Here is a 25696-nt window from a genome sequence, read left to right on the forward strand (position 1 = left end):
CTTACCGCTCCTCCCCCATCTTCACGGCCTGATGGACGCGCAGCCGTCTGATTTGCCAGAACAGCAGACTCGCTCCCATAATCAGCATCACCAGCACTACCACATAAAGCTTCATCGTATCCGATGAGTTGAAAATAATCCGGAACGGCGGCACCTGGGTCGTGACATTGTCCGTCGTTTGCAGGAACGGCAAATACAGCTTGCCGGCCACCTTGCCGATGACGATACCTAGAACAATCGACAGCCCGGCGGTGAGAATCTGCTCGGTAAGCAGCATGAACGTCAACTGCTTCCGGGACAGCCCCATCGCGCGGAGGATGCCGAACTGAACTACCCGGCCGGAAAGATTAAAGAACCAATAGAGCACGTAACCGATCAGCGATACGATGACCGATACGATAAAGCCCAAGCTAAGTATTCCGAAGACGCCGCCGCGGGTCGGCTGTTTGTTCTGCGCGGCAAGCTCGCTGCGGACGTCCTTCACCGAGTACAGATCGACGCCCTGTTCGCTCAGTTTGGTCATCAGCGGCCCCACCTTGGCTTCCGGCTTCATTTTCAGCCAGACCTCGTAAGGGATCAGCGGAGATTGATCGTAAATATAATCCAGATTCGCGACAATGAACGGCTTCTCGTCAGGGTATTGACTCGGCCAATAAGGCAAGATGCCGTAAACCGCGAAGTCGATCGAAGCTTCGCCCAACGAAACCGTAAAGATATCTCCCGGCTTGAGCGAATATTTCTCGGCAAGATTGGACGGCACCAGCGCCGCACTCTCGTTCATGCCGAGCAGGTTGAGATACTGGTAAGGATGCGCCGGGAACAGATCGTTCCGGAACCAGGCGACTTTGGCAAAATCGACGTTGTCGATCCCCATCAAGTTGCCTTGGCCCGCCGAGCGGCCAGAGATGATGATATTGCCCTTGGTTTGCAGCACACGCGCGGCATGCTCCACCCCTTCAAGTTCACGGAATACCTCGAACGGGGGCTCGGAATAGATCAGCTTGGTCGGCTGCTGGCCCTGGCCTCCGCCCGGTCCGCCTCCTTGGCCGCCGCCGGCTCCGCCTTGACCGCCGCCTGCCCCCGAACCGCCGGACCCGCCTTGGCCCGAGCCTTGGCCGGAAGAGCCTGGCTGCCGGTTCTGCGACAAATCGGGCGTCGCTTCCCAGACGGTTTGCATAATCACATCCGTACCGTACTTATACAGCGTTCGTTCCGTGGAGTTCAAATCGATCGTCCGCGCGGCCGAAGCGTTATATACGCCGAGCCCGAGCGTCAGCACGAGCAGAATCATCAGCGGATAGTAGGATGATGCCGACCGCGACAGCTGCGTCAAGCTCAGATAATACGGCACGGGCAGCCATTTTTTGCCGATCCAGCCGATCAGCTTGAGCAGCCACGGGAATACACGCAGGAAAAACAAGCCGATCGAGAATATCGCGAGCGCCGGCACGAAGAACAGGAACGGCTGAACCTGGAGTTGGTCCGTGGTCATTCCGGTCTGGAACGTCAGCATCTGGCGTTCATAGAACAGATAGTAGCCGTACCCGGCCAGCGCCATCAGCAATATGTCAATGAACCAGCGCTGCCATCCCGGGCGCTGATCGGAGCGCGCCTGTTTCTGCTTCGCGTTGACGATCGAGGAACGGGCGTACGAAATCGCGGGCAGCAGCGTCGCAAGGATAGCGATGACGACAGCCGCCGCGCCGAGCACCAGCGCATCGAAATTAAAGCCGACCGGGATCGATTTCCGGTTGACGAAAGCGAGGAATCCGTCCGCGGAGCCGATGCTTTTGGACATAAACCAGCCCAGCAGCGGTCCGGCGATCAGCGAAATCCCCCCCAATATCAAACCTTCCAGCAAATAGATGAAAATAATTTGATTGGTGGAAGCTCCCCGGCTGCGCAGGACGGCGATATCGCTTTGCTGCTTGTCGAGCGACTGGCGGGCGTTCATGACGATAAAATAGAACACCATGGCGATCATCGGGGCCGCCAGCGTAAACAGCAGCGTCTGCATTTGCAGGCTTTGCTTGCGGAATTCCTCCAGCAGGCTGCCGAAGGAGATATCCACCTTCGTATCCTTCAGCTTCTGATACAGCTCGATATTAAGCCGGTCAAGCGTGCCCGACAGCGGCGACAGCTGACTCGTTTTGATCTCCCTCAGGTCGAACGCATAGTACCAGCTTGTGTTGTGCAGCGGAATGTTCAACTGCTTCAAGAGCCCGTCATTAAAAGCCCCGTCGCTCACATAGAAGCTGTTCATCATCCCTTCAAGTCCCTGGTACCAATAAGGATCGGTAGCGTCAAGCGGTTGGAAAACGCCGACGATTTTGACTTTCAACGTAATGTCCACACCGCTGTACACCGGATATTCCATGACATCGCCGACATGCAAATCCTGACGGTACATCGCCTCTTCGAGCATCATCGCTTCTATCATATTTCCTTCGGTCTTGTCGGAGAACTTCTGTCCACCCGTGACCGAAACATGATCCGCAAGCCCGCTCATCGAGGAAATGCCCATCGTTCTCGTCCGGCTGGCGTCAACCTTGGTCGGATCCTCGGGATAAACCTCGGTCCCGCGAATGGACCGGGTATTGACATAAGTTTGGAACGGAAATCCGATCTCTTCGGGAACGGATTCGACAATATACTGATTTACCGCTTCCAGGCTGGCCAAGTCCGTCTTGGCGCCCCCTGCGGCCTGATAGCTCATCACGAGCGAGCCGGCGGGAAGTCCCTCGCTTTCCGCCTTCAACGTCGTCGATACGACCCTTTTCAGCGCGCCGTCCGAATACAGCGGGATGCTGACCGTAAACGACACCGCGACAATCAGGCCAAGCAGAGTGCTTAGCGTCAGCCATTTGGTGTTCCACATTTTGCGGAACAATAATCTCAGCAGCGGAACACCCATCAGCGACCCACTACTTTCTGTCCCGGCTCGAGTCCTTTAAGGATTTCGACGTCCGTCGATGTTTGCATTCCGACCTCCACATCGGCCTCGCGCTTCGTGCCGTCGTCTTCGATCACCTGCACATAAGTCCGCGATCCGATCGACCGTAAAGCCGATATCGGAATCAGCACGGCGTTCTCCTTGCGCTGGGTGACAATGGAGACGCTGAGCTGACGCCCGCGTTCGACGCCCTCGGGCCACTTATCGAGCTCCACGATCAGATATTTGTCGATCGAGTCGCTATCCGGTACGTTCTCGCCATTCTCGTCGTCGGAAGACGTGCTTATCGGCATCGCTTTCACTTTACCCGTAAATTCGCCTGCGGCATTGATGTCAACCTTCGCGCCCATCCCGACCGAAATTTTCTCCAGATCCTCCTTGGCAAAAGAAGCCGCGACGACCAGTGAAGACGTATCGGAAATGATTCCGAGCGATTTATAGGCTTCTATGGAATCGCCCTTCTTGGCGCTCATGGATACAATCGTACCCGCAAACGGAGCCGTAAGCGTTCCGTTCGCGATTCTTTGCTCCAGGTCGGTGAGTTCCTGCCGCTGCTCTTCAAACACGATGACCGCTTTCTCAAACTCGACCTCTTCCATTTCTTCTCTCGTCCGCAGCGTCTCCTTCATGTTGATTTCCTGTTCGCGGAAATCAAGCCGCTTTTTGCGGAGCTCCTTCTGCAAATCTTCGACATCCAGTTCGACCAGGACATCGCCCTTATTCACCTTGTCTCCGGCCTTCACCTTGACCTCTTTGATATGGAGATCGTCCTCGGTGAAATAAAGTGGCTCTTCCCGCTGGCTCATCAGCTTGCCCACGGCGCTGACGCTGAGCTCGATCGTCTCCGAGCGCACCTCGTATTCCGGTTTCTTCGAAACCGTAGGCGGCGTAATGACCGGCAGCACCTCTTCCTCGTCTTCGTCCGGCAGCAGTCCGCAGCCCGACGCCGAAGCCGCGATGGCCAGACATAATGTCAATACCCCCAGGCTCCGGCCGAACTTTCTTTTCCTATTCGATAAATCTTCCATCCGCCATTTCGTAAACATGGTCAGCTACCTCCAAGATTGTAGGATCGTGAGTAGTCATGCAAATCGTCATTTGCTCCGTATGTATAATGTTTCTGAATACGGCCATTACCTGTGCGCCCATTTGCGAGTCCAGATTCGCCGTCGGCTCATCCGCCAGCAGCAATTTGGGCCGGTGCGCTATCGCCTTGGCGATGGCAACCCGCTGCTGTTCCCCCCCAGAGAGTTCGAACGGACGGTGAAACATCCGCTTTCCGAGTCCCACGAGCTCCAGGCAGTGCGTCACCCGGGGCTTCCATTCCTGCGCCGGAACGCCCGCCATCCGCAGCGAAAGCTCGACATTTTCCCAGGCGGACAGCAGCGGGAGCAGCGCGTATGCCTGAAAAATGAAGCCGATCTGGTCGCGGCGTAGCATCGTTCTTTGGTCGTCGTTTAATTCGTGCAGCGGCTGATCCCTAAACCGGATCTCCCCCGATGTAGGCTGATCCAAGCCGCCGAGCATATTGAGCAGTGTCGTTTTACCCGAGCCCGATCTTCCCTTGAGCATCGCGAGCTGGCCGGCCCGCACCTCCATGTTGATGCCTTTCAGTACATGGATTTCTCCTCCTCCCACCGGAAAAGAACGGTGCACGTCGCGCACGGTCAGAATCGGGGCTCCGGGTACCGACTCATCCGCCCGGCGGATTTCTTCCGCCGCCGCGGTCTCGGAAAGTACCGTGGTTTCTTCACGCTGAACTGGTTTGCGAAGCCATCGCATCATCTTATATCGGTCTCCTAGATTTCAATTTTTGTATGCGGCTTTAAACAGAGAAAATGGCAAATCTATGTATCCTTCCGCCTTGCATTATAAACGAAATAACATGCCAAAAAGTTACAAACAATTTTACGATATTGATATATTTTTTCCATAATTTGAGCGCTGATAGATTTTAACCTTTTTGATAGCATTATGGTGGTTCCTATTATTTTTTGGAAAAGAGGCAAGCACCATGAAGTCCATCAGAACGGCTCTCGCCCTGCTCATCCTCCTATCGGCGGCAGTCCTACAGCCGAAGCTTCCCGTATTCGGAAAAGAACTGCCCTTCACGGATATCGATCAGAGCTTTGCTAAAGAATCTATCATCAGGCTCTACGAACAGCGGATAATGAACGGAACCTCGGAATCTCTCTTTTCGCCATCCAAGCCGATAACCCGCCCGGAATTTCTCGTTACGATCAACCGGCTGCTGGGCTTGGAGCCCGTCGCATCCCCGGTCCCCGCATACATAGATGTCGGCAGCAGAGCCTGGTATTACGCCCAGGTTCAGGCCTCGACAGAACTCGGGTTGACAGAAGGAAAAGGCGGCGGCAGCTTCGCCCCTTCCCAGCCGGTTACAAGACAGGAAGCGGCGGTGTGGATCATTCGGATTTTGGCCGAGAATGCGGAGGGAACGAATAACGCGGGCATCCGTACCGGATATCGGGACGATGCCGCGATCGCCGCTTGGGCCCGTCCGTCGGTGGCGGCAATGAAAAGTCTCGGCCTTATGGAGGGAAGCGACGGTCGCTTCTATCCGGCGCAATCTTTGACGAGGGCGGAAATCGCGGTCATTCTGGACCGGTTGCTGCAAAGCGAAGAATTGGCATCGAAGCTGGCGGCCGAGGCCGAGCCAAGCATTCAGATCGGCTGGCAGTATGATCAAACCGATGCCGAATACAAAGCGTCCATTCTGAAATCAAATATCAATGTCCTATCGCCGCGGTGGTTCTTTTTGAATCAAGACGGCGGCATTACGGATTATAGTGTGCCTTCTCTGTCCGCTTGGACCAGACAGAACGGGAAACAGGTCTGGGCCATGTTCGGCAACCGCTTGAATATGGAAAACACCCACGCGCTTCTGTCCTCGCCGGGGAAAACCTCCTCCGCGATTACCACTGTCGTAACCTCGGCGGCAGCCAGCGGAATTCAAGGCATCAACCTGGACTTTGAGAATATCGGCGGCGCCGATAGGGAGGCTTTTACTTCGTTCGTGGCCGAGCTGTCCCGGCAGCTGCACGCCAAGGGTATGGTCCTGTCGGTCGATGTCTCTCCCGATCTCGGGACCGACTGGACGGAAGCCTTCGACTACGCCGCCTTGGGAAAAAGCGCCGATTATATCGTGCTAATGGGTTATGACGAGCATTGGTCGGGCGGCGCGGCCGGCTCCGTGTCTTCACTGGCCTGGGTTGAGAACGGTCTGAAAACCTTGCTGAGCAAGGTCTCGTCATCCAAGATCATATTGGGCATGCCCTTATATACCCGGGACTGGACTGTAAACAGTAAAGGCGCCACCGCCGCCTCCGAGGATTTGACGCTGGCGGCGCAGATTCAGCAAGTTCGACAGCTTGGTCTGAAACCGAAATGGAACGGCACGCTCGGGCAGTATACGGCCGAGTACAGCTCGGCCGGGAGCATACACCGGATCTGGCTCGAAGAGTCCCGCTCCCTCTCGCGGAAATATGGCATGGCGATGGAGCACGGCGTCGCCGGGTTCGCCTATTGGAGCATCGGCGGGGAAGTGCCGGAAATCTGGCCGGCGCTGCGCAACGCCGCGAAGTACGCGGCGATCAGGGCGCAGCAGTAAGCATTTTAACGACATAAAACCCGCAGAACAAAAGTTCTGCGGGCTTTTAATTGTTACGGCAATCTAACGAATCCTGACGCCACTAATGGTCCGGAAACTAGCCGTTTGAAAATGTAACGAACCCGTTCATCCTTATTTCGTAAAATGTGCCGCTGCTTGAGCGAAAATCGCAAGAATAAGGGCTCCTCAGTGCTTTAGATTTTGAAATCCGTCTCAATGGATGCGATAACGTGTTTCCAGTTCGTTAGCTTAGGATCGCCGGCAGGCTATGGCCTTTCATTTCCCGAAGGAAGCCGGGTCCTCACGCCATGATTGCAGCAGGGCCAAGTCCTCCTGCTTGATGACGCCGCGCCGGGCCGCTACCTCGATTAAAGCGCCGTAGTTGGACAAAGTTTGCAGCGCGATTCCCGCCTCTGCAAAGGCTCGAACCGCCTTGTCGAGCTGGTAGCTGAAGATGGCGAGGACGCCGAGCGCCTCGGCGCCGGCTTCCCGGACGGCCTGGGCGGCTTTGATCGAGCTGCCGCCGGTGGAGATCAAATCTTCGATGACGATAACTTGTTGGCCGGGCTTGATCAAGCCTTCGATTTGATTCTCCTTGCCGTGCCCCTTGGCTTTGTCACGGATATAAGCCATCGGCAGTCCGAGCTTTTGGGCGACGAACGCCGCATGCGGGATGCCCGCGGTCGCCGTACCCGCAACCACTTCCGCTCCAGGATAAGCCTCGCGGATGACCTCCGCAAAAGATTCGGCGATAAAATCGCGAATGTCAGGATAGGACATCGTCAGCCGGTTATCGCAATAGATCGGCGATTTAATGCCGGATGTCCAGGTAAAAGGCTGATGCGGGCGCAGCGCCACCGCTCCAATGTCCAGCAAACGTTCGGCGATTTCGCTCGCGATTTTCTCCGTATTCATCATGCTTGCATCATCTCCCCAATAATTTGTTCCGCTGCTTCGCGCGGCTTCACCGCCGCGGTAATCGGGCGGCCGACGACGATATAATCCGTTCCTTGAGCAATCGCTTCCCGCGGCGTCAGCGTCCGTGACTGGTCCCCGGCGTCAACTCCCGCCGGACGGATCCCCGGCGTCACCGTAATGAAGCCGGCCCCGCATTGTCCTTTAATGGCGTGTACTTCCAAAGGAGAAGCGACGACACCGTCAAGTCCCGCTTCTTTGGTCAGGGCCGCATAGGACAGCACCGCATCTTCCACGGTCCCCGGAATGCCAATTTCCCGGTTCAGCGTATCCCGGTTTGTGCTCGTCAATTGGGTAACCGCGATAAGCAGCGGCCGCTTGAGTGCCGAGTCGCTCTCCAAAGCCGATACAACGCCGTCTAAGGCCGCGCTCATCATTTTTAGCCCGCCGGCCGCATGCACATTGAACATGTCGACGCCAAGCCGGGTGATGCTGTTCGCCCCGCCTTTGACCGTATTGGGGATATCATGCATTTTCAGATCCAGAAACACCGAGTACCCTTTCGACTTCAACTCCCTGACAAAATCGGGACCGCCCGTATAAAAGAGCTGCATCCCGACTTTCATGTAGCAGGGGATTCCCTCCAGGGATTCGATAAGCCCTCTGGCTTGCTCCGCCGTCGGAAAATCAAGCGCCACCATCAGTTTCCCCGCGGCCTGTTCATAAGAATGCGCCATGTCTCTTCTCCTTCTCACACTTAGCGGCCCCGAAGCCGAAGCAAACGGAGCCGCCTATTTTATCATCGAATCTCGTTACGGTGTAGGCATCGCCTGGGAGGAGAAGTTGATCGTCTCCAGCATGTTCAGCAATGCGCGCACCGTATCCAGCGAAGTCATACATACGATTCCGTTCTCGACCGCTTCCCGGCGAATCCGGAAGCCGTCGCGCTCCGGCTCTTTGCCTTTGGTCAGCGTGTTGATCACGAAGTGCGCTTCCCCGTTGCGGATCAAGTCAAGAATGTTCGGGACACCCTCGGTCAGCTTGTGCACGGTCGTGACGTGAATACCCGCTTTAAGCAGGGCCGCGGCCGTTCCGTCCGTAGCGATAATCTTGTAACCGAGATTGTAGAAGCCGCGCAGCAATTCCACCGCTTCTTCTTTATCTTTATCCGCCACCGTGGCGATGATCGCGCCCGTGGACGGGATTTTCATCCCTGCCCCGATCAGGCCCTTATACAGCGCCTTGGCGTATTGCGGATCGCGGCCCATCACCTCGCCGGTCGATTTCATCTCCGGTCCGAGCGTCGGTTCGACCCGGCGCAGTTTGGCGAAGGAGAACACCGGTACTTTAACCGAGACCTGCTCGCTTTCCGGCCATAAGCCTTCCCGGTAGCCCAGATCCTTCAGCTTCGCGCCGAGAATGCATTTCGTGGCCACATTCGCCATCGGAATATTCGTCACTTTGCTCAGGAACGGAACCGTCCGCGAGGAACGCGGATTGACCTCGATCACGTACACCTCGTTCTTGTAGATAACGAACTGGATGTTGACGAGACCGATGGTTTTAAGCTCCTTGGCGATCTTGATCGTAATATCGACGATCTTCTCTTTGAGTTCGGTGGACAGATACTGTGGCGGATATACCGCGATCGAGTCGCCGGAGTGTACGCCCGCCCGTTCGACATGCTCCATGATGCCCGGGATGAGCACCGTTTCGCCGTCGCAGATCGCGTCCACTTCGACTTCCTTGCCGAGCATGTAGCGGTCGATCAGCACCGGATGCTCCGGATTGATATTGACCGCCTCTTCCATATACATCAGGAGCTCCTTGTCGGAGTAAACGATTTCCATCGCCCGTCCGCCGAGGACGTAGGACGGACGCACCAGCACCGGATAACCGAGCGACTGGGCCGTGCCGACCGCTTCGTCGACCGAGGTCACCGTGCTGCCTTTCGGCTGGGCGATATGGAGTCTGGAGAGCAGGGCTTCGAACCGCTTGCGGTCCTCCGCTTCGTCGATGCTTTCCAGCGACGTACCAAGAATGCGCACCCCGGCGGCTTCCAGCGGCGCCGCCAGATTAATGGCCGTTTGTCCGCCGAATTGGACGATGACGCCGACCGGTTTTTCCTGCTCGATCACGTTCATGACATCTTCGAAGAAGAGCGGCTCGAAATACAGCCGGTCCGAAGTGTTGAAGTCGGTGGATACCGTCTCCGGATTGTTGTTGATGATGACGGCCTCGTAGCCCGCCTTCTGAATCGCCCACACCGCGTGCACGGTGGAGTAGTCGAACTCGATCCCTTGCCCGATCCGGATCGGGCCGGAACCCAGAACGACAATCTTCTCTTTATCTGTATGGATGACTTCGTTCTCGGTCTCATACGTCGAGTAGTAGTAAGGCGTGGAAGCCTCGAATTCGGCCGCGCAGGTATCGACCATTTTGTATACAGGACGCAGGCCATGCTCCTTCCGAAGCAGCGTCACGCTTTGCTCGGTCAAGTGCGTACCCGACAGCCCTCCGGCGGCGCGCAGCTCCGCGATCGCACGGTCCGTAAAACCGAGCCGTTTGGCTTCATACAGCGTTTCGTAAGTCAGTTCCTTCTCGGCGGCGATTTTGCGTTCGAATTTCACCAAACCTTCGATTTTATCCAGGAACCACCAGTCGATTTGAGTTAAATCCTGGATCTGCTGCAAGCTGTAGCCGCGGCGGAACGCTTCGGCGATGAGGAACAGCCGTTCATCGTCCGCCTTGATCAGGCGTTTGTTCAGTGTCTCCGTATCAAGCTGATTCGCCCCTTTCAAGTAAAGGCGGTGCGTACCGATTTCCAGGGAGCGGACCGCTTTATGAATCGACTCTTCAAATGTCCGGCCGATCGCCATGACCTCGCCGGTCGCTTTCATCTGCGTGCCGAGCTTGCGGTTCGCATGGACGAATTTATCGAACGGCCAGCGCGGAATTTTGCTGACGATATAATCGAGCGTCGGCTCGAAGCAGGCGTAGGTTTGTCCCGTTACCGGGTTGACGATTTCATCGAGCGTGTAGCCGAGTGCGATCTTGGCCGCCATCTTCGCGATCGGATAGCCGGTCGCCTTGGAAGCGAGCGCCGAGGAGCGGCTGACCCGCGGATTGACCTCGATCACATAGTATTGGAAGCTTTGCGGGTCCAGGGCGAACTGGACGTTGCAGCCGCCTTCGATGTTCAGGGCCCGAATGATCTTCAGCGAAGCGGAGCGCAGCATTTGGTACTCTCGATCGGACAGCGTTTGGCTTGGCGCCACCACGATGCTGTCCCCGGTATGCACGCCGACCGGATCGAAGTTCTCCATGTTGCAGACGACGATGCAGTTGTCGTTCGCGTCGCGCATCACTTCATATTCGATCTCCTTCATACCCGCGATCGATTTCTCGATCAGGCATTGTCCGATCGGGCTATAGCGGATCCCCGAAGCCACCGTCTCCTTCAGCTCTTCGGCGTCCGCGCAAATCCCACCGCCGGTGCCGCCGAGCGTGTAAGCCGGACGGACAATGACCGGATAGCCGATCTCATCCGCGAATTTCAGCGCTTCTTCGACCGAAGTGATGATCGTGCTTTCCGGCACCGGCTGTTCCAGTTCCCGCATTAGCTCGCGGAACAGATCGCGGTCTTCCGCTTTCTCGATCGAGGTGAGCTGCGTTCCGAGCAGCTTCACATTTTCCCGCTCCAGCACCCCGGCGCGGGCCAGTTCAACCGCCATATTGAGGCCGGTCTGCCCGCCGAGGGTCGGGAGCAATCCGTCCGGGCGTTCCTGACGGATGATTTGCGTCACGAAATCCAGAGTGATCGGTTCGATATATACTTTATCCGCCATATTGGTATCGGTCATGATCGTGGCCGGGTTGCTGTTGATCAGCACCACCTCGACGCCTTCCTCCTTCAGCGCCTGGCAGGCCTGGGTGCCGGCGTAATCAAACTCCGCCGCCTGCCCGATAACGATCGGACCGGAACCGATGACGAGGATCTTCTTGAGTTCTTTGTTGATCGGCATGTTATAGTGCTCCTTTCGCTGCGGCCACCAGTTCGGCTTGACGCGGTTTTTGCGGGTTAAGCCGTTTGTGTTCGCGGATCATCTCGATGAACCGGTCGAACAGGTAACTGTTATCATGCGGTCCCGGGGCCGCCTCCGGGTGATATTGAACCGAGAAGGCCGGATATTTGAGGTGTTTGACCCCCTCGACCGTTTTGTCATTGTTGTTGATATGCGTTACCGCGAGGTCTGTTCCTTTAAGCGAAGCTTCGTTCACCGTGTATCCGTGGTTCTGCGATGTGATGAAGCACCGGCCGCTTTCCAGCTCCTTGACCGGGTGGTTGCCGCCCCGGTGTCCGAATTTCAGCTTTTCCGTGTCCGCGCCGCAGGCCAGGGCCAGCAGCTGATGTCCCAGGCAGATGCCGAAGATCGGATACTCGCCGAGCAGCTCGGAGATCATGTTCACGGCATACGGTACATCCTTCGGATCCCCGGGTCCGTTGGAGAGCTGGATCCCGTCCGGATGAAGGCGACGGATTTCCTCGGCCGTCGTATCGTGCGGTACGATCACGACGTCGCAATCCCGTTTGTTCAGCTCGCGGAGAATGCCGCTTTTCGCCCCGAAATCGACGAGCACGATCCGCTCCTTCGAGCCAGGGCTGCTGTAGACGCTCTGTGTCGAGGTCCGCGCAACCTGGTTGCGCAGCTCGTCGATGCTGGTCGAGGCCATAATATCCTGAAGCTCGGCCAGCGATTTCGTCGACGTCGTCAGAATCCCTTTCATCGTTCCGTACTGGCGGATAATCCGGGTCAGCATGCGCGTGTCGATATCGCAAATTCCCGGGATACCGTATTCCTTTAGCAAATCTCCCAAGTTGTACTGCGCCCGCCAATTGCTTGGCGTCGGCTCATAGCGGCGGACGACGAATCCGTGAATCGACGGGGCGATCGATTCGAAATCGTCGCGCGAAATCCCGTAATTCCCGATCAGCGGAAACGTCATCGTCACGATTTGTCCGCAGTAAGAAGGATCAGACAATACTTCTTGATATCCTGTAATTCCCGTATTAAAAACGACTTCGCCGGTCTTCTCCGCTTCCGCGCCGAATGATGTTCCGGTAAACAGCGTGCCGTCTTCCAACAACAATCTTGCCTGCATCCTGCAGCACTCCTTTTGCATCTATAATTAGAGGTTGTCAAAGTCAACCTTCCCGTAAATTGTACTTACGCCAGACTCTTGATATATTCGAAATTTACTCGCTCCAAATCACTTTGCCCGCCACGATCGTCGTCACCGGCCAGCCTTTCAGCTTCCAGCCGCCGAACGGCGTGTTGCGTCCCTTGGAAGCAAACTCCTCGGGATTCACTTCCTTTTCTTTCTCCAGGTCGACGATGGTCAAATCGGCCGGCGCCCCGGCCTCAAGACGGCCGGCGCTGAGGCCGAATACGCGGGCCGGGTCCGCCGTCATCCGTTTAACCAGCATATCGAGGCTCCAACGGCCCGAAGCTACGAACTTCGTATAAAGCAGCGGGAAGGCCGTTTCGAATCCGACGATGCCGAACGGGGCGAGCTGCATGCCCCTGGCTTTCTCCTCCGCGCTGTGCGGAGCGTGGTCCGTCACGACCATGTCGATCGTGCCGTCCTCGAGCGCCTGAATGCAGGCCTCCACATCCCGCTTGGAGCGCAGCGGCGGGTTCATCTTCCAGTTGGCGTCGAGTCCCGGAATATCCTCCTCCGACAGCAGCAGGTGATGCGGGCAAACCTCGGTAGTAACGTTGATCCCGATCTCCTTCGCCTGGCGGATCAGCCGAATCGATTGCTCCGTGCTGACATGGCACACGTGGTAGTGAACCCCGGTCGCTTCCGCCAGCAGAATATCCCGGCCGACATGAATCGCCTCCGATTCGTTCGGAATCCCCTTCAGTCCGTGGCGCTTGGCAAATTCGCCCTCGGCTACCGGAGCACCTTCGACCAGGGAATTGTCTTCGCAGTGCGCGATGATCGTCATGCCCAGCGAAGCGGCCAAAGCCATCGCGTCCTTCATCGTCTGCGCGGTCTGCACGCCTACGCCGTCGTCGGTGAATCCGATCGCTCCCGCCGCTTTCAGGGCGGCGAAGTCGGTGAGCTCGCGGCCCTGCTCGTTCTTCGTAATCGCTGCATAGGGCAGGACGTTGACGAGACCGGCTTCCTGCGCTTTCTCCAGCACCAGCGATACGATTTCGGGACTGTCCGTCACCGGCTTGGTGTTCGGCATGCAGGCGATCGTCGTATATCCGCCCTTGGCCGCCGAGCGGGAGCCGGTTTCGATCGTTTCTTTATGTTCGAATCCCGGCTCTCGCAAATGGACGTGCATGTCGATAAATCCTGGCGTTACCAGCTTGCCCGCGGCGTCGATCACCCGCGTGTCCTCTCCGAAAGCTCCCGCATCCGGTACCGAATCCATAGCTGCGATTTGCTTAATCACGCCATCCTCGGCCGTGATTGTTTTGATTTCCAACTGTCCTTCGTCGTTCAGGACGCTTGCGTTATGAATGATAAGGCGCATTTGCCGAAACCTCCGCTTTGCTCTATTTAAAGACGTTCAAGTATGAGTTCAGATAATTTATCAAGTCATCGGCATCAATTCGGCTGATTATTTCATTGCTCTTTCCATAACCGCCATCCGGATCGGCACACCGTTCGACATCTGGGCGAAAATCCGCGATTGCGGGTGTTCGACCACGGCGTCGTCGATTTCCACATTCCGGTTCACCGGAGCCGGGTGCATGATAAGTACATGCGGGAGCAGCTTTGCCGCCCGTTCCTCGGTCAGCCCGTATTCCAGCCGGTATTGATCCGGCGATTTCAACAGGCCCTCGGCATGGCGCTCCAGCTGCACGCGCAGCATCATGACCACATCGGCGCAGAGCGCTTCGTCCATCGGCACATAAGGAGCATACTCGGCGAGCTCCGGCGCCTGCATACTCGCCGGGGCGCACAGCTTGACCTGCGCCCCCAGCTTTCGCAGCGCCCACAGATTGGAACGCGCTACCCGGCTGTGTTTAATGTCCCCGATGATGGATACGTTCAGCCCTTTTAAGTCTCCGAAGTGCTTTTTCATCGTATACAAATCGAGCAGCGCCTGGGTCGGATGCTCATTGTTTCCGTCGCCCGCATTGACGAGAGGCACGGACACCTTGGTAGCGAGCTCGGCCAGTACGCCGACCGGCTTCAACCGGATCACGCCGGCGTCGATGCCCATCGATTCCAGGGTACGCACCGTATCATAAATCGACTCGCCCTTCTCCACACTGGATGCTGCGGCCGCGAAATTCAGCACCTGCGCACCGAGTCTTTTTTCCGCCATTTCGAAGGAGAAGCGGGTTCTTGTGCTGTTTTCAAAAAACATATTGGCGACGAAACGGTCTTTCAGGACGGGAGTCACCTTCTCATCCCGGCTTTCCCAGTAAGCGGCGCGGTCCAAAATCGACATGATCTCCCCGGCGCTAAGCTCTTTGAGCCCCAGTAAACTGTGCTCTTTCAATGCGGATGCGGTCATCGTCATGTCATTGTCCCTCCCGCGCTTGCAAGATCCGGACCTCGTCGGAGCCGTCGCTTTCTTCCAGCAGCACGCCGATTTCTTCGGACTTGGAGGTCGGCACGTTTTTGCCGATGTAATCCGGGCGGATCGGCAGTTCCCGGTGCCCCCGGTCTACAAGGACGGCGAGCTGAATCGATTCCGGCCGGCCCGCATCGATGAGGGCGTCCATCGCGGCGCGGATCGTCCGGCCCGTATATAGAACGTCGTCCACCAGAATGACCTTTTTGTTATGAACATCTACAGGAACGTCCTTCCGCTCGGCTTCTCGCCGCTCGGCGGGGAGATCGTCGCGGTAATAGGTGACGTCAAGCTCAAACCAGGGAATCGATGTCCCTTCGATATTTTCCAATCGTTCGGCAAGCCGTTTGGCCAGGAATACGCCCCGCGTTTTGATACCGGCCAGAACACAGCCTTCAACACCGCTATTGCGTTCGATGATTTCATGGGCGATTCTCGTCAGAGCGCGGCGTACAGCCATTTCATCCATAATAATACGACTCTCGGTGCTCACTTAAATCTGCCTCCTCGGGATTATTATTATCCAGCATCCGTGATAGGCCACAAAAAAACTCCTTGCCTGATCCAGGCAAGGAGTCTTAGTCACAGTTCGAACCATGACTGTCATGTCGATATCAGGGTACGCATCGCCGCAGCAATAAGCGTAGGTTCTCCCTGCATCTTCATTCACGTTACCTTGCCAGCCTCACGGGACTGAATTAAAGGTGCTATTGATTTACATGAATTATGACAGAATACGTTCGGCCTGTCAAGACAGTCGGCCCTGGATATGTGTTCCTGTTCAAAAAGGCAATGGAATTATCTAAATGAGTCCTTGAGATTTTATTAGTTATAAATATACACCATATCTCATATTTATTCAATCCGATTTTTTGGATGCATGTTCCGATATAAAAAAACGCCCGGCGCTTGGCCGGACGGTTTATAGATGAAGAAAGAATATTTTCTCAATAAAACACATTAAAATACAAACTTGACCTCGCCCAAACGTCGTTTGATTTCCGCGATCACGCGTCTTTCCTCTTCAAAGCCCTGCGCCGCAAAGGTAACCGAGAACCTGACAAAATGCCCCGCGTCGTCCCACGGCACTGTCGAGATCAGCTTCTCGCGGATGAGATACTGGGAGAAATCTTCTGCTGTCGTAAAAGTCGGACCTCCCTCAACGCCTTTGGGAATCGCCACGTAGAGGAAGAAAGAACCCTGCGGCTTCTTGGCGCTGAAGCCCAGTTCGTTCAGAGCGTCAACGAGCATATTGTGACGACGGGAATACTTCTCGGCGATTCCTTCCGTAATTTCCGGATGTGCCAAACCGTAGGCGGCCGCCTTCTGGATCGCGATGAATTGCCCGGAGTCGTTGTTGTCCTTCACATCGCTGAATGCCTTGACGATCAGCGGGTTGCCGGCCACAAAGCCGATTCTCCAGCCCGTCATATTGTAGGACTTCGACAAGGAATGGAGCTCGACGCCCACATCCTTCGCTCCCGGCACGGAGAGGAAGCTGAGCGGTTTCAAACCGTCATATGTCAAAGCCGCATACGGCGCGTCATGAACGACGACGATATTGTATTTTTTCGCCCATTCCACCACTTCCGTGAAAAATTCCACGGTCGCGCTGGCGCCGGTCGGATTGTTCGGGTAGTTCAGATAAATCATTTTCGCCTTGCGGGCGATATCTTCCGGGATGGAAGAGAGATCCGGCAGGAAATGGTTCTCCTCCGTCAGCGGAACGGTGTACACTTCCCCGCCCAAATATTTCGTATGCGTCCCCATGATCGGGTACCCCGGTACGGTGATGATCGTAATATCTCCCGGATTGATAAAGCAGGACGGCAGCATGGCCAGCGCCGGCTTCGAGCCGATGGAATGGACGATTTCCGTGTCCGGGTCGATCCCGTCCACGCCGAATACTTCGTGCAAGTACCTGGCCGCCGCGACTTTGAATTCGGGAATTCCGTTGTCCGCATATCCGCGGTTCTCCGGCTTGGCCGCTTCCTCGGCCAGCTTCGCCACGATGCCGGCATCCGCCATTTCGTCGGGCTCGCCGACGCCCATATCGATCAATTCCACATCCGGAAAATCTTTTTTGGCCGCCGCTTTCGCCCGTTTGATCTTTTCGAATTTATAAATAGCGGTGTCTTTTCCGTAATTTGCGCCGCCGATCCGGTCCGCGAATTGCTGCTGAATATATGTTTCCTGATAGAGTTCGATACTCATTAAAAGCCCATCTCCTTCTTCAAAATCTCCCTTTTTAATATGCTGGAATTCAAGTTTTTAGAGAATGGATTAATCACCAGATCGTTTGTACTTTTCCACTAAGAGTAAAGAATGCGCTGTAAACCTATATGCAATAAAAAAAGCATCCTTGGCTTTATCATGAGATTAATTACATGATTGTACCAAAGATGCGGCTTTATACTTTTTGATTCATTAATATATTTTCAAAATCAGCGGTTGCGCAGAGCGTGCAGCACTTCTTCCATATCGTCCGGGATCGGCGCGCTAAACTCCAGATATTCACCGGTCGTGGGATGAACGAACCCCAAAACGGCGGCATGCAGCGCCTGGCCATCCATCTTGATCCCTTTGCTCCGCCCGTACAACGGGTCGCCGACCAGCGGATGCCCGATGAATTTCATATGGACTCGGATCTGATGGGTTCTTCCGGTTTCCAGCTTCAGCTCCAGCAGCGTATAATCGCCAAAGCGCTCGACCACGTGAAAATGTGTGACCGCCTCCTTGCTGTTTCGCTCGATGACGGTATACATTTTGCGGTCCTGCGGATCGCGCCCGATCGGCGCGTCGACCGTCCCTTGGTCATGGCTTACATTGCCGTGAACGAGCGCAAAATATTTGCGGGTGACCGAATGCTCTTTAAGCTGTGCGGCCAGCGAAGCATGGGCCTTGTCGTTCTTGGCGGCCATGAGCAGCCCCGAGGTGTCTTTATCGATCCGGTGAACGATACCGGGACGCAGTTCCCCGTTAATCCCCGACAGGTCCTTGCAATGGAACATCAAGGCGTTTACCAGGGTTCCCGATGCGTGCCCCGGTGCGGGATGCACCACCATGCCCCGCACTTTGTTGACCACGATTACGTCCCCGTCCTCATAATAAATATCAAGCGGGATATCCTCCGGAACAATCTCCGCCGGTTCGCTTTCCGGAATCGTCAGGGAGACGAAATCGCCCTCGGACAGCTTGTAATTGGCCTTAATCGGCGCCCCGTTGACAAGCACATCGCCGCGCTCGATCCATAGCTGGATCTGGCTGCGCGAATACTCCTCGCCCACCTGCTCTTTAATGTGCTTATCGATCCGTTCCTTGGCCGACGCGGCATCCGCCGTCCATTCTGCTTGTCCGTCTTCGATGTCAATAAAAGGCTTCTCAGTGTTCATACTTGCTCCTCTTGTTTGCTTTCGGACGGCTGGCGCTTTTCTCTGCGGATTTCCAGCAGGGAATCCAGTACGATCAAAGCGACTCCGACCACGATGCAGGAATCGGCGACATTAAAGATCGGGAAGGTATAGCTGCCGAAATTAAACTGCAAAAAGTCGACAACCTCGCCGGTCAGCGCCCGGTCCAGAAAATTGCCGACGGCTCCGCCCAGCACAAGCGAGAGCGCGGTGGGCAGCAGCTTGTTCGCGCCCGATTTGATCTTCAGCAAATACCAGACGATCCCTATCACAACCACCGTCGTGACAACGATAAAAAACCAGCGCTGCCCCTCCAAAATGCTAAAGGCGGCGCCCGTGTTCCGATGCGATGTTATCAGGAAGAAGTTGCCGATGACCGGGATTTGTTCCCCGATCGTCAGACCCGTAGCAATCAGATACTTCGTTCCCTGGTCAATTAAAAACAGAATCAATGCGATAACAAAATAAATCACGCGGAAAGTCACCTCGTTTTTTCGATAGCTGCCGAAGCATTCGGTCGGCAGAAATAACCACATGTAGGACCTGTATATTGTAGCACAGCCGCAATTCGCCCGTCCATTAAGCGAAAGGAATTTCCTTAGGTAAAACGTCATACATTTGCGCAAAATAGCTTTACGTTGTCATACCCAAGCCGGATATGTACCCGAAAGGAGATGCGCTATGTCTCATTTGAACAAACAGCAATTGTCAGAGCTAAAAAGCGAGCTGGAAGCCGCACGTCAGGAAATTTCCGCCAGGCTTGAGGAAAAGGAGCATTACGGGCTCCGCGGTTCCCTGCGCGACAATACGAGCGAGCTGTCCGCCATCGACAACCATCCCGGCGACGTCGGCTCCGAGATGTTTGAACGCGGCAAGGATCTGGCGCTCAATGAACATGACGAGCTGCGGCTGACCCGGATTGACGGGGCGCTCGAACGAATCGAAGCAGGGACCTACGGCTTCTGCGAAACCTGCGGCCAGCCGATCGGCTTCGATCGGCTTCAGGCCGTGCCGGAAACGTCTTACTGCAAGGAGCACAGCCCGCAATCTTTCGTGTCCGCCAGCCGCCCGGTGGAAGAGCAATTCCTCGCGCCGCCGTTCGGCCGAACCAGTCTGGACGAGCTTCAGGATCAGAACGGCTTCGACGGCGAGGACGCGTGGCAGATCGTCGAAAGCTTCGGCACGTCCAATACGCCCGCGCTCGCCGAGGATAACGAAATCGACGATTACAACGATATGGAGATCGAAGCTTCCGGTGAGCTCGACGGGTTTGTCGAACCTTACGAGTCGTTCGTCGCCACCGATATTTACGGGCAGAACGCGTGTTTTTACCGCAACGGCGTATACCGTAAACATATGAAAGCCACCCGGCACCTGGAAAGTGAAGATTCGCTGGGCACGGGATCTAATAAGTATTAAGCTCGAGCTGCCTTTGCACGATGCGCACGATGTCGGCGATATAGTCGCCGATGATCGGCAGATTCAAAGCCCCAAGTATCTGAAGCACATAAATGATCGTCGCGGCAAAAAAAGTAAAACCGATCGCGATCCCGACACCCCTGGCCGTTCCGGACAGCACATTCAGCCAGATCAAGCGCCACGGCCGGTTGAGCAGCTGCGTATACTCGGTAATTCTGGATTTCTCCAGCTCCCGGGTCCAATTCAGCATCAGCCGGTATATGGCGCTAATCTGCTCTTCGGAGGTTACCGGGGGTGCGCTCTGAGTCCACCGCTCCTCCTCATCCGCCCGTTTCTGCGCTTTCCTGTTCCATATACTACGCTTCACCCGGCACCTCCTCTAGCAAAATGAAACGAGCCGGGGCGGCCTCTTTCTGAAATGAAGAATGCCGCACCCAAGCTCGTTTCTTCTTGGTTGCTTCTAGTATGGCCTCCGGGCGTACCCGTCATACTCTATAGGATGGTAACCGTAGTGCCTAACTCTTATCGTTTACTCCCGATAACCCGTGGCTGGTACAGTACGGATTACGCCTGAATATAAACGCCGATCTTCTTGCTGCCCAAATCCACGGCTTCCGCTTGACCCTCCGCCGTTCCGAAGGATACATCTTTAAGCAGCACATTTTCTTTCAGCACATGCTCATACGCTTCGATGGCCGCCTTCAGCTCATCGTCAACATCCAGCGTCAGATGCACCCTTTGCTCGATCGGCAGGTCGAGCTTTTTGCGCGTATCCTGCACGGCGCGGACCACTTCGCGCACCCAGCCCTCTTGCTCCAGCTCGGGCGTGATGTCGGTGTTCAGCGCAACGGTGATACCGTAGCCGGAAGCGGAAGCAAAGCCGGCTTTGGCCTGCTTCTCGATCAGAAGTTCCTCCGCCGTCACGGACAGTTCTTCGCCTTCCGGCGAGGTCACATTGACGACGCCGTTCTCGACGATACGGCGCGTTTCCTCAGCAGGCAGGCCTTTGAGGAAGCCTTGCAGGAAACCGACGTTTTTGCCGTATTTCTTGCCGGCGACTTTCAGATTCAGCTTCAGCGTAAAATCGACGAACCCGCTGTCGCTGGTTTCGATATCGATCGCCTTGACATTGATCTCGTCCTTGATAATCTCCTCGTACTCGGCAACGGCAAACTCGCGGTCCATCGAGACGATCAGGCTCGACAGCGGCTGACGCGTCTTGATGCCCGTCTCGTTGCGGACATTGCGCGCCAGCTCGACGATTTGCCGGGCGCTCTCCATATCGGCTTCCAGCGCGGCATCGATCAGCGATTCGTCGGCTACAGGGAAATCGGCCAGATGCACGCTTTCTCCGCCGCCCAGGTTCGTGTAAATATCCTCGGACAGCATAGGCGTAAACGGCGCCATCAGCTTGGACAGCGTAAGCAGTACATGCACCAGGGTTTGGTACGCGGACACTTTGTCCTCGCCAAGACCGCTGCCCCAGAAGCGGTCGCGCGAACGGCGGATATACCAGTTGCTCAGCTCGTCGATAAAGTTCTCGATCGCCTGCGATGTATTGACGAAATCGTTCACGGGCAACCCTTTGTCGACCAGCAGAATCAGGCTATTGAGCCGCGACAGAATCCAGCGGTCCAGCTTGTTGACCGACGGACGGTAAGCGTGTTCCTCCGGCTTGTAGCCGTCGATACCCGCATACAGGGTAAGGAACGCATGCGTATTGACGAGCGTATCCACCACTTTGGATTTCGCTTCCGCCACGATTCCTTTGGAGAACCGCTTGTTGTTCCACGGCGCGCTGTCGGACAAGAGAGCCCAGCGGAACGCATCGGTGCCGAATTCCTTAATGATATCCCAAGGATCGATGACATTACCCTTGGATTTGGACATCTTCTGGCCGTTTTCATCCAGCACAAGCCCCGTCGCAATGACGGCTTTATACGGCGCCTTGCCCGTAAACAGCGTCGAGACGGCCAGCAGGCTGTAGAACCAGCCGCGCGTCTGGTCGATCCCTTCGCAGATCATGTCTGCCGGGAACTGCTGTTTGAATGTGTCCTCGTTTTCGAACGGGTAATGATGCTGCGCGAACGGCATCGAGCCGCTGTCGAACCAGACGTCGATCACTTCGCTCGTCCGCTCCATAACTCCGCCTTCGCAATGCGGGCAATGGACCTTCACCTCGTCGACATAAGGCTTATGCAGTTCGAGGTCAGGGCTAACTTCGCCTACCGCGTGAGCGCGAAGCTCTTCGGAGCTATGCGGCGCGAACTGTCCGCCACAGTCAGGGCAGACCCAGACATTTAGCGGGGTGCCCCAATAGCGGTTCCGGCTGATGTTCCAGTCAACAAGCTCTTCGAGGAACTTGCCGAACCGGCCTTCGCGGACATGGCCCGGAAACCATTCGACCGAATTGTTGTTGGCGATGAGCTGATCCTTGACGGCCGTCGTTTCGATAAACCAGCTTTCCATCGCATAGTACAGCAGCGGGGATTTGCAGCGCCAGCAGAACGGGTAGCTGTGCTCGTATTTTTCCTTGCTGTATAGCGTTCCTTGCTCAGTCAGCAGTTTGACGATATCCAGATCGCAATCCTTCACGAAGCGTCCGGCAAAATCGGTTACCGTATCCGTGTAACGGCCCTGTCCATTGACTACGCTGACAAAGGAGATGCCGTTCTCCCGGCAGGTCTTGTAGTCGTCTTCCCCGTGCGCCGGCGCCATGTGTACGATCCCTGTACCGCTGGCATCCGTAACGAACGAGGCTCCGACGATGACATTCACTTTATCCGCCTTGATATAGCTAAACGGTGGAGTGTATGTCTTGCCGACCAGCTCGGAGCCTTTCAGGAACGATTCCACGCTGTAATCGCCCTTCATCACTTTCTCGACCAGGTTTTTGGCGACGATATAAACGCCGTCCTCTTGCTTGACTCTCGCATATTCCATATCCGGATTGACCGCCAGAGCGACGTGGGCGGGCAGCGTCCAAGGCGTCGTCGTCCAGGCAAGCACATATTCGCCCGTGCCGTCGAGCTTGAATTTCGCCGTCGCGCTAAGGTCCTTCACATCCTCATACCCTTGCGCCACTTCGTGGGAGCTGAGCGAGGTCTGGCAGCACGGGCAATACGGGCTGACCCGGTGGCCGCGGTACAGCAGCCCTTTGTCGTGAATCGTCGCCAGGATGTTCCATACGCTTTCGATATAATTATTGTCGAGCGTAATGTACGGGTTATCAAGATCGGTCCAGTACGCGATCGCTTCGGTAAATTCACGCCATTGCTTTTCGTAATCGAATACGCTGGCTTTGCACTTTTTGATGAAGGCTTCGACGCCGTAATTCTCGATCTCCTGCTTGCCGGAGATGCCGAGCGCCTTCTCCACGCCGAGCTCGACGGGAAGGCCGTGCGTATCCCAGCCCGCTTTGCGGACGACCCGGAAACCCTTCATCGTCTGATAGCGGCCCACAAAGTCTTTGATGACCCGACCAAGCACATGGCCGATATGCGGCAAACCGTTGGCTGTCGGCGGCCCTTCGTAAAACACATAGTTCGGACGACCTTCGCGGTTTTCGATACTCCGCTTAAATGTGTTCTCGTTGTTCCATTTGCTTAAAATACGCAAGTCCCGGGTGCGGGCATGCTCTTTGACATCGACTTTTTTCATCTTCTCGTTACTCCTTCTCTAAAATCTGGCGAACCGAATTGAGCTGTATCCATATCGATTCAAACAAAAAAAGCCCCGCCCCAAAAGGGACGAGACTTGTGCTCGCGTTACCACCCTAATTCCATGCAATCCATTGTATATCAACCTTCGGACGGCATGGCACCTTATTTCCCATACGCTTCATATGGGTCCGGTATAACGGCCGGCTGCCGGCATAGCTTACACTTTCTTAAGGAAATTCAGCTAGGCTTCTCCGGGACGATATTCCGTCGGCGTCTTGAACGTTGGCTTTCAGCGGGATGCCAACTCTCTGGGGAACAAAAACTGCCGCGTACTGCTTCCCATCATCGAATCATTATTAAGTATGTTATTATTTATAACTTATCTGCACAGGGAATGTCAACCCGGGCGGAGCCCCGCATTAATATATTTCTTTGACTTCCCGGTCGTGATCCTGCTCATAACGGTCGCGGCTATCGAGCGACTCCCAGCCGTCCTGGCTCAGCAAATCGAGTTGGGCTTCCACCAGCGTGCGGAAACGAGCGCGGTAGATGGATGCCTGTTTCTTTAATTCCTCGACTTCCATCGCGATTTTGCGGGATTTCGCCAGCGATTCGTTAACGATCCGGTCCGCGTTCTTCTCGGCTTCCTTAACGATTAGTTGCGCTTCCTTCTTCGCGTTGTTCTTGACCTCGTCGGCCGCTTCCTGGGCGACGATGATCGTCTTGCTCAAGGTTTCTTCGATATTGGCGAAATGATCCAGCTTCTCCTGCAGCGACAACAACTGGTTGTGCAGCTCCTTGTTCTCCCGGATCACGATTTCGTAGTCTTTGATGACCTGGTCAAGGAATTCGTTCACCTCGTCCTCATCATAGCCGCGAATGCGTCTGGAGAACTCCTTGTTATGTATGTCCAGCGGTGTTAATGGCATGATCCGCACCTCCTAATATACTTGAACTTCCTCACCGGAAGACATAAACTCGCATTTAATCGTAGGTAGTTAAATTCGACAGGAATTGCCGATCTCCTGCAAGGTCTTCACACAAATTTGCCGATTTTGACACGGAGTCTGCCTTTCTTCGTCATCCCTTCGCTCTCCAGCACCTTAAACCGGCCGAATCCTTGCAAAGCGACAATATCTCCGGCTTTCAGCAGTTTGGACGGATCCTCCTCCGTTCTCCAGTTTACCCGGCAGCGCCCGGCTTTGATCGGAATCAGCACCTTGCTCCGGCTCAGCCGGAATACATCGCCGGCAATTCCGTCCAAACGTAAAGAAGCCACCGTTAAATCCAGCGGCTCAAGCTCGGCTTCCGTCGTTTTCAGCGAGTCCAAATTCAAGATGTCGGTCATCACGCTCACCCGGTGCACCTGATGCAGATTCATGCTGATAAACGGAGCGATCTCCTCCGCGACGATAATATGACAGCCGTCTTCGCGGACATGGATGTCTCCAATCTTCTCCCGCTTTAATCCAAGCCCGAGAATGGCGCCCAAATAATCTCCATGCTGCAAAGTGGCCAGCCTTTGATCCTCCGAAGTGACGCTCAGCACCTTAATACCCATCGGTTCGGCGTCCAAGTCCCGGTAATCGGGGGCGATAAGCCCGCGCCGGCGCTCCGCTCCATCGTAACCGCCGTCGAGCCTTAAAGCAACGTCGGGATGGCGGTTCACCAACGATTGCAGGATGAAGGACTGCCGCGGATCAAGGAAATCGCTCAGCTTGACCTCGTGATAATCCCCGGCATTAACCACCCATTCCCAGGCCCGGTCGACGAATGGCCGCTCCTCCGGTTTGAAATGTTCATAGATGTCGGTCCGCATACTTCAATCACCCGACAAAAATATATTTCAGCACACTGCTAAGCCCAACCGCTGCCAGTCTTAGCACAAACAAGGCAATGATCGGAGAAAAATCAATCATGCCCATGAGCGGCGGGATAAACCGCCGGAACGGAGCCAGAAACGGTTCGACCAATTTGCCGAGCAACTCGCCGATAAAGCTCTCGCGAACGTTCGGCAGCCAGGACATTAGAATATAAATAATGATCATTGTCGAGTAGATGTTTAATAGAAGCGCGATAATATTGTCGATTGCGTATCCCAAGCTG

20 protein-coding genes and 1 other annotated feature are annotated in these 25696 nt (G+C 55.4%); of the genes, 2 read left to right on the forward strand and 18 right to left on the reverse strand.

The window, feature by feature from the left end:
- Nucleotide 1: 1 nt before the first annotated feature.
- From V3851_RS02255 to V3851_RS02265, 3 genes are read right to left on the reverse strand one after another with little or no spacing between them, the layout of a single operon-like run.
- On the reverse strand, nt 2–2914 hold the full coding sequence (locus tag V3851_RS02255; RefSeq protein ID WP_331844852.1) for an ABC transporter permease: 2913 nt from the start codon (nt 2912–2914) through the stop codon (nt 2–4).
- On the reverse strand, nt 2914–3999 hold the full coding sequence (locus V3851_RS02260; RefSeq protein WP_331844853.1) for an efflux RND transporter periplasmic adaptor subunit: 1086 nt from the start codon (nt 3997–3999) through the stop codon (nt 2914–2916). Before V3851_RS02260 ends, V3851_RS02255 begins: the two co-directional genes overlap by 1 nt.
- Nucleotides 3962–4738: an ABC transporter ATP-binding protein gene (locus V3851_RS02265; protein WP_331844854.1), complete on the reverse strand. Its 777-nt coding sequence runs from the start codon at nt 4736–4738 to the stop codon at nt 3962–3964. Before V3851_RS02265 ends, V3851_RS02260 begins: the two co-directional genes overlap by 38 nt.
- A gap of 229 nt (nt 4739–4967) precedes the next feature.
- On the opposite strand from V3851_RS02265, the gene V3851_RS02270 reads away from it, so the two are divergent.
- Nucleotides 4968–6581 carry an S-layer homology domain-containing protein gene (locus V3851_RS02270; protein ID WP_331844855.1) on the forward strand — a complete coding sequence of 538 codons (1614 nt, stop codon included), beginning with the start codon at nt 4968–4970 and terminating at the stop codon, nt 6579–6581.
- 276 nt (nt 6582–6857) lie between these two features.
- Here the strand turns inward: V3851_RS02270 and pyrE are convergent, their stop codons facing one another.
- The 10 genes from pyrE to lspA all read right to left on the reverse strand — a co-directional run bounded on the left by pyrE (nt 6858) and on the right by lspA (nt 18982).
- On the reverse strand, nt 6858–7499 hold the full coding sequence (gene pyrE / locus V3851_RS02275) for an orotate phosphoribosyltransferase (protein WP_331844856.1): 642 nt from the start codon (nt 7497–7499) through the stop codon (nt 6858–6860).
- Entirely contained in the window at nt 7496–8233 is a 738-nt protein-coding gene (gene pyrF / locus V3851_RS02280; protein WP_331844857.1) for an orotidine-5'-phosphate decarboxylase, read from the reverse strand. The genes pyrE and pyrF overlap by 4 nt, the downstream gene beginning before the upstream one ends.
- A 75-nt stretch (nt 8234–8308) precedes the next feature.
- Nucleotides 8309–11521, reverse strand: coding sequence for a carbamoyl-phosphate synthase large subunit (gene carB / locus V3851_RS02285; RefSeq protein ID WP_331844858.1), 3213 nt, complete (start codon nt 11519–11521; stop codon nt 8309–8311).
- A 1-nt stretch (nt 11522) separates the two neighbouring features.
- Nucleotides 11523–12659 (reverse strand): glutamine-hydrolyzing carbamoyl-phosphate synthase small subunit, encoded by a 1137-nt coding sequence (carA, locus tag V3851_RS02290; RefSeq protein ID WP_331844859.1) that lies wholly within the window; start codon nt 12657–12659, stop codon nt 11523–11525.
- Between the two features lie 94 nt (nt 12660–12753).
- A complete protein-coding gene (locus V3851_RS02295; RefSeq protein ID WP_331844860.1) occupies nt 12754–14046 on the reverse strand; it encodes a dihydroorotase in 1293 nt (430 codons plus the stop codon).
- 87 nt (nt 14047–14133) lie between these two features.
- On the reverse strand, nt 14134–15045 hold the full coding sequence (locus tag V3851_RS02300; protein ID WP_331844861.1) for an aspartate carbamoyltransferase catalytic subunit: 912 nt from the start codon (nt 15043–15045) through the stop codon (nt 14134–14136).
- A gap of 1 nt (nt 15046) precedes the next feature.
- Entirely contained in the window at nt 15047–15592 is a 546-nt protein-coding gene (pyrR, locus tag V3851_RS02305) for a bifunctional pyr operon transcriptional regulator/uracil phosphoribosyltransferase PyrR (RefSeq protein WP_331844862.1), read from the reverse strand.
- 467 nt (nt 15593–16059) lie between these two features.
- Complete coding sequence (locus V3851_RS02310; RefSeq protein WP_331844863.1) at nt 16060–17313, reverse strand: LL-diaminopimelate aminotransferase; 1254 nt, start codon at nt 17311–17313, stop codon at nt 16060–16062.
- Between the two features lie 230 nt (nt 17314–17543).
- Nucleotides 17544–18491 (reverse strand): RluA family pseudouridine synthase, encoded by a 948-nt coding sequence (locus V3851_RS02315; protein ID WP_331844864.1) that lies wholly within the window; start codon nt 18489–18491, stop codon nt 17544–17546.
- Complete coding sequence (gene lspA, locus V3851_RS02320; protein WP_331844865.1) at nt 18488–18982, reverse strand: signal peptidase II; 495 nt, start codon at nt 18980–18982, stop codon at nt 18488–18490. The genes V3851_RS02315 and lspA overlap by 4 nt, the downstream gene beginning before the upstream one ends.
- 208 nt (nt 18983–19190) lie before the next feature.
- Between lspA and V3851_RS02325 the strand changes: the two genes are divergently transcribed.
- Nucleotides 19191–19928: a TraR/DksA C4-type zinc finger protein gene (locus tag V3851_RS02325; protein WP_331844866.1), complete on the forward strand. Its 738-nt coding sequence runs from the start codon at nt 19191–19193 to the stop codon at nt 19926–19928.
- Here V3851_RS02325 and V3851_RS02330 read toward each other — a convergent pair.
- From V3851_RS02330 to V3851_RS02350, 5 genes are all read right to left on the reverse strand, one after another.
- Nucleotides 19915–20295 (reverse strand): DUF5665 domain-containing protein, encoded by a 381-nt coding sequence (locus V3851_RS02330; protein ID WP_331844867.1) that lies wholly within the window; start codon nt 20293–20295, stop codon nt 19915–19917. The two genes, V3851_RS02325 and V3851_RS02330, sit on opposite strands and share 14 nt — an antisense overlap.
- A 197-nt stretch (nt 20296–20492) precedes the next feature.
- Nucleotides 20493–23588, reverse strand: a complete 3096-nt coding sequence (gene ileS, locus V3851_RS02335) for an isoleucine--tRNA ligase (protein ID WP_331844868.1) — start codon at nt 23586–23588, stop codon at nt 20493–20495.
- A gap of 82 nt (nt 23589–23670) precedes the next feature.
- Nucleotides 23671–23945, reverse strand: a binding site (T-box leader).
- Between the two features lie 64 nt (nt 23946–24009).
- Entirely contained in the window at nt 24010–24519 is a 510-nt protein-coding gene (locus V3851_RS02340; RefSeq protein WP_331844869.1) for a DivIVA domain-containing protein, read from the reverse strand.
- A 107-nt stretch (nt 24520–24626) separates the two neighbouring features.
- Nucleotides 24627–25409, reverse strand: a complete 783-nt coding sequence (locus V3851_RS02345) for a YlmH family RNA-binding protein (RefSeq protein WP_331844870.1) — start codon at nt 25407–25409, stop codon at nt 24627–24629.
- Between the two features lie 7 nt (nt 25410–25416).
- Nucleotides 25417–25692 carry a YggT family protein gene (locus V3851_RS02350; RefSeq protein WP_331844871.1) on the reverse strand — a complete coding sequence of 92 codons (276 nt, stop codon included), beginning with the start codon at nt 25690–25692 and terminating at the stop codon, nt 25417–25419.
- Nucleotides 25693–25696: the final 4 nt, after the last annotated feature.

The organism is Paenibacillus haidiansis (assembly GCF_036553665.1).
GTDB classification, from domain to species: domain Bacteria; phylum Bacillota; class Bacilli; order Paenibacillales; family Paenibacillaceae; genus Fontibacillus; species Fontibacillus haidiansis.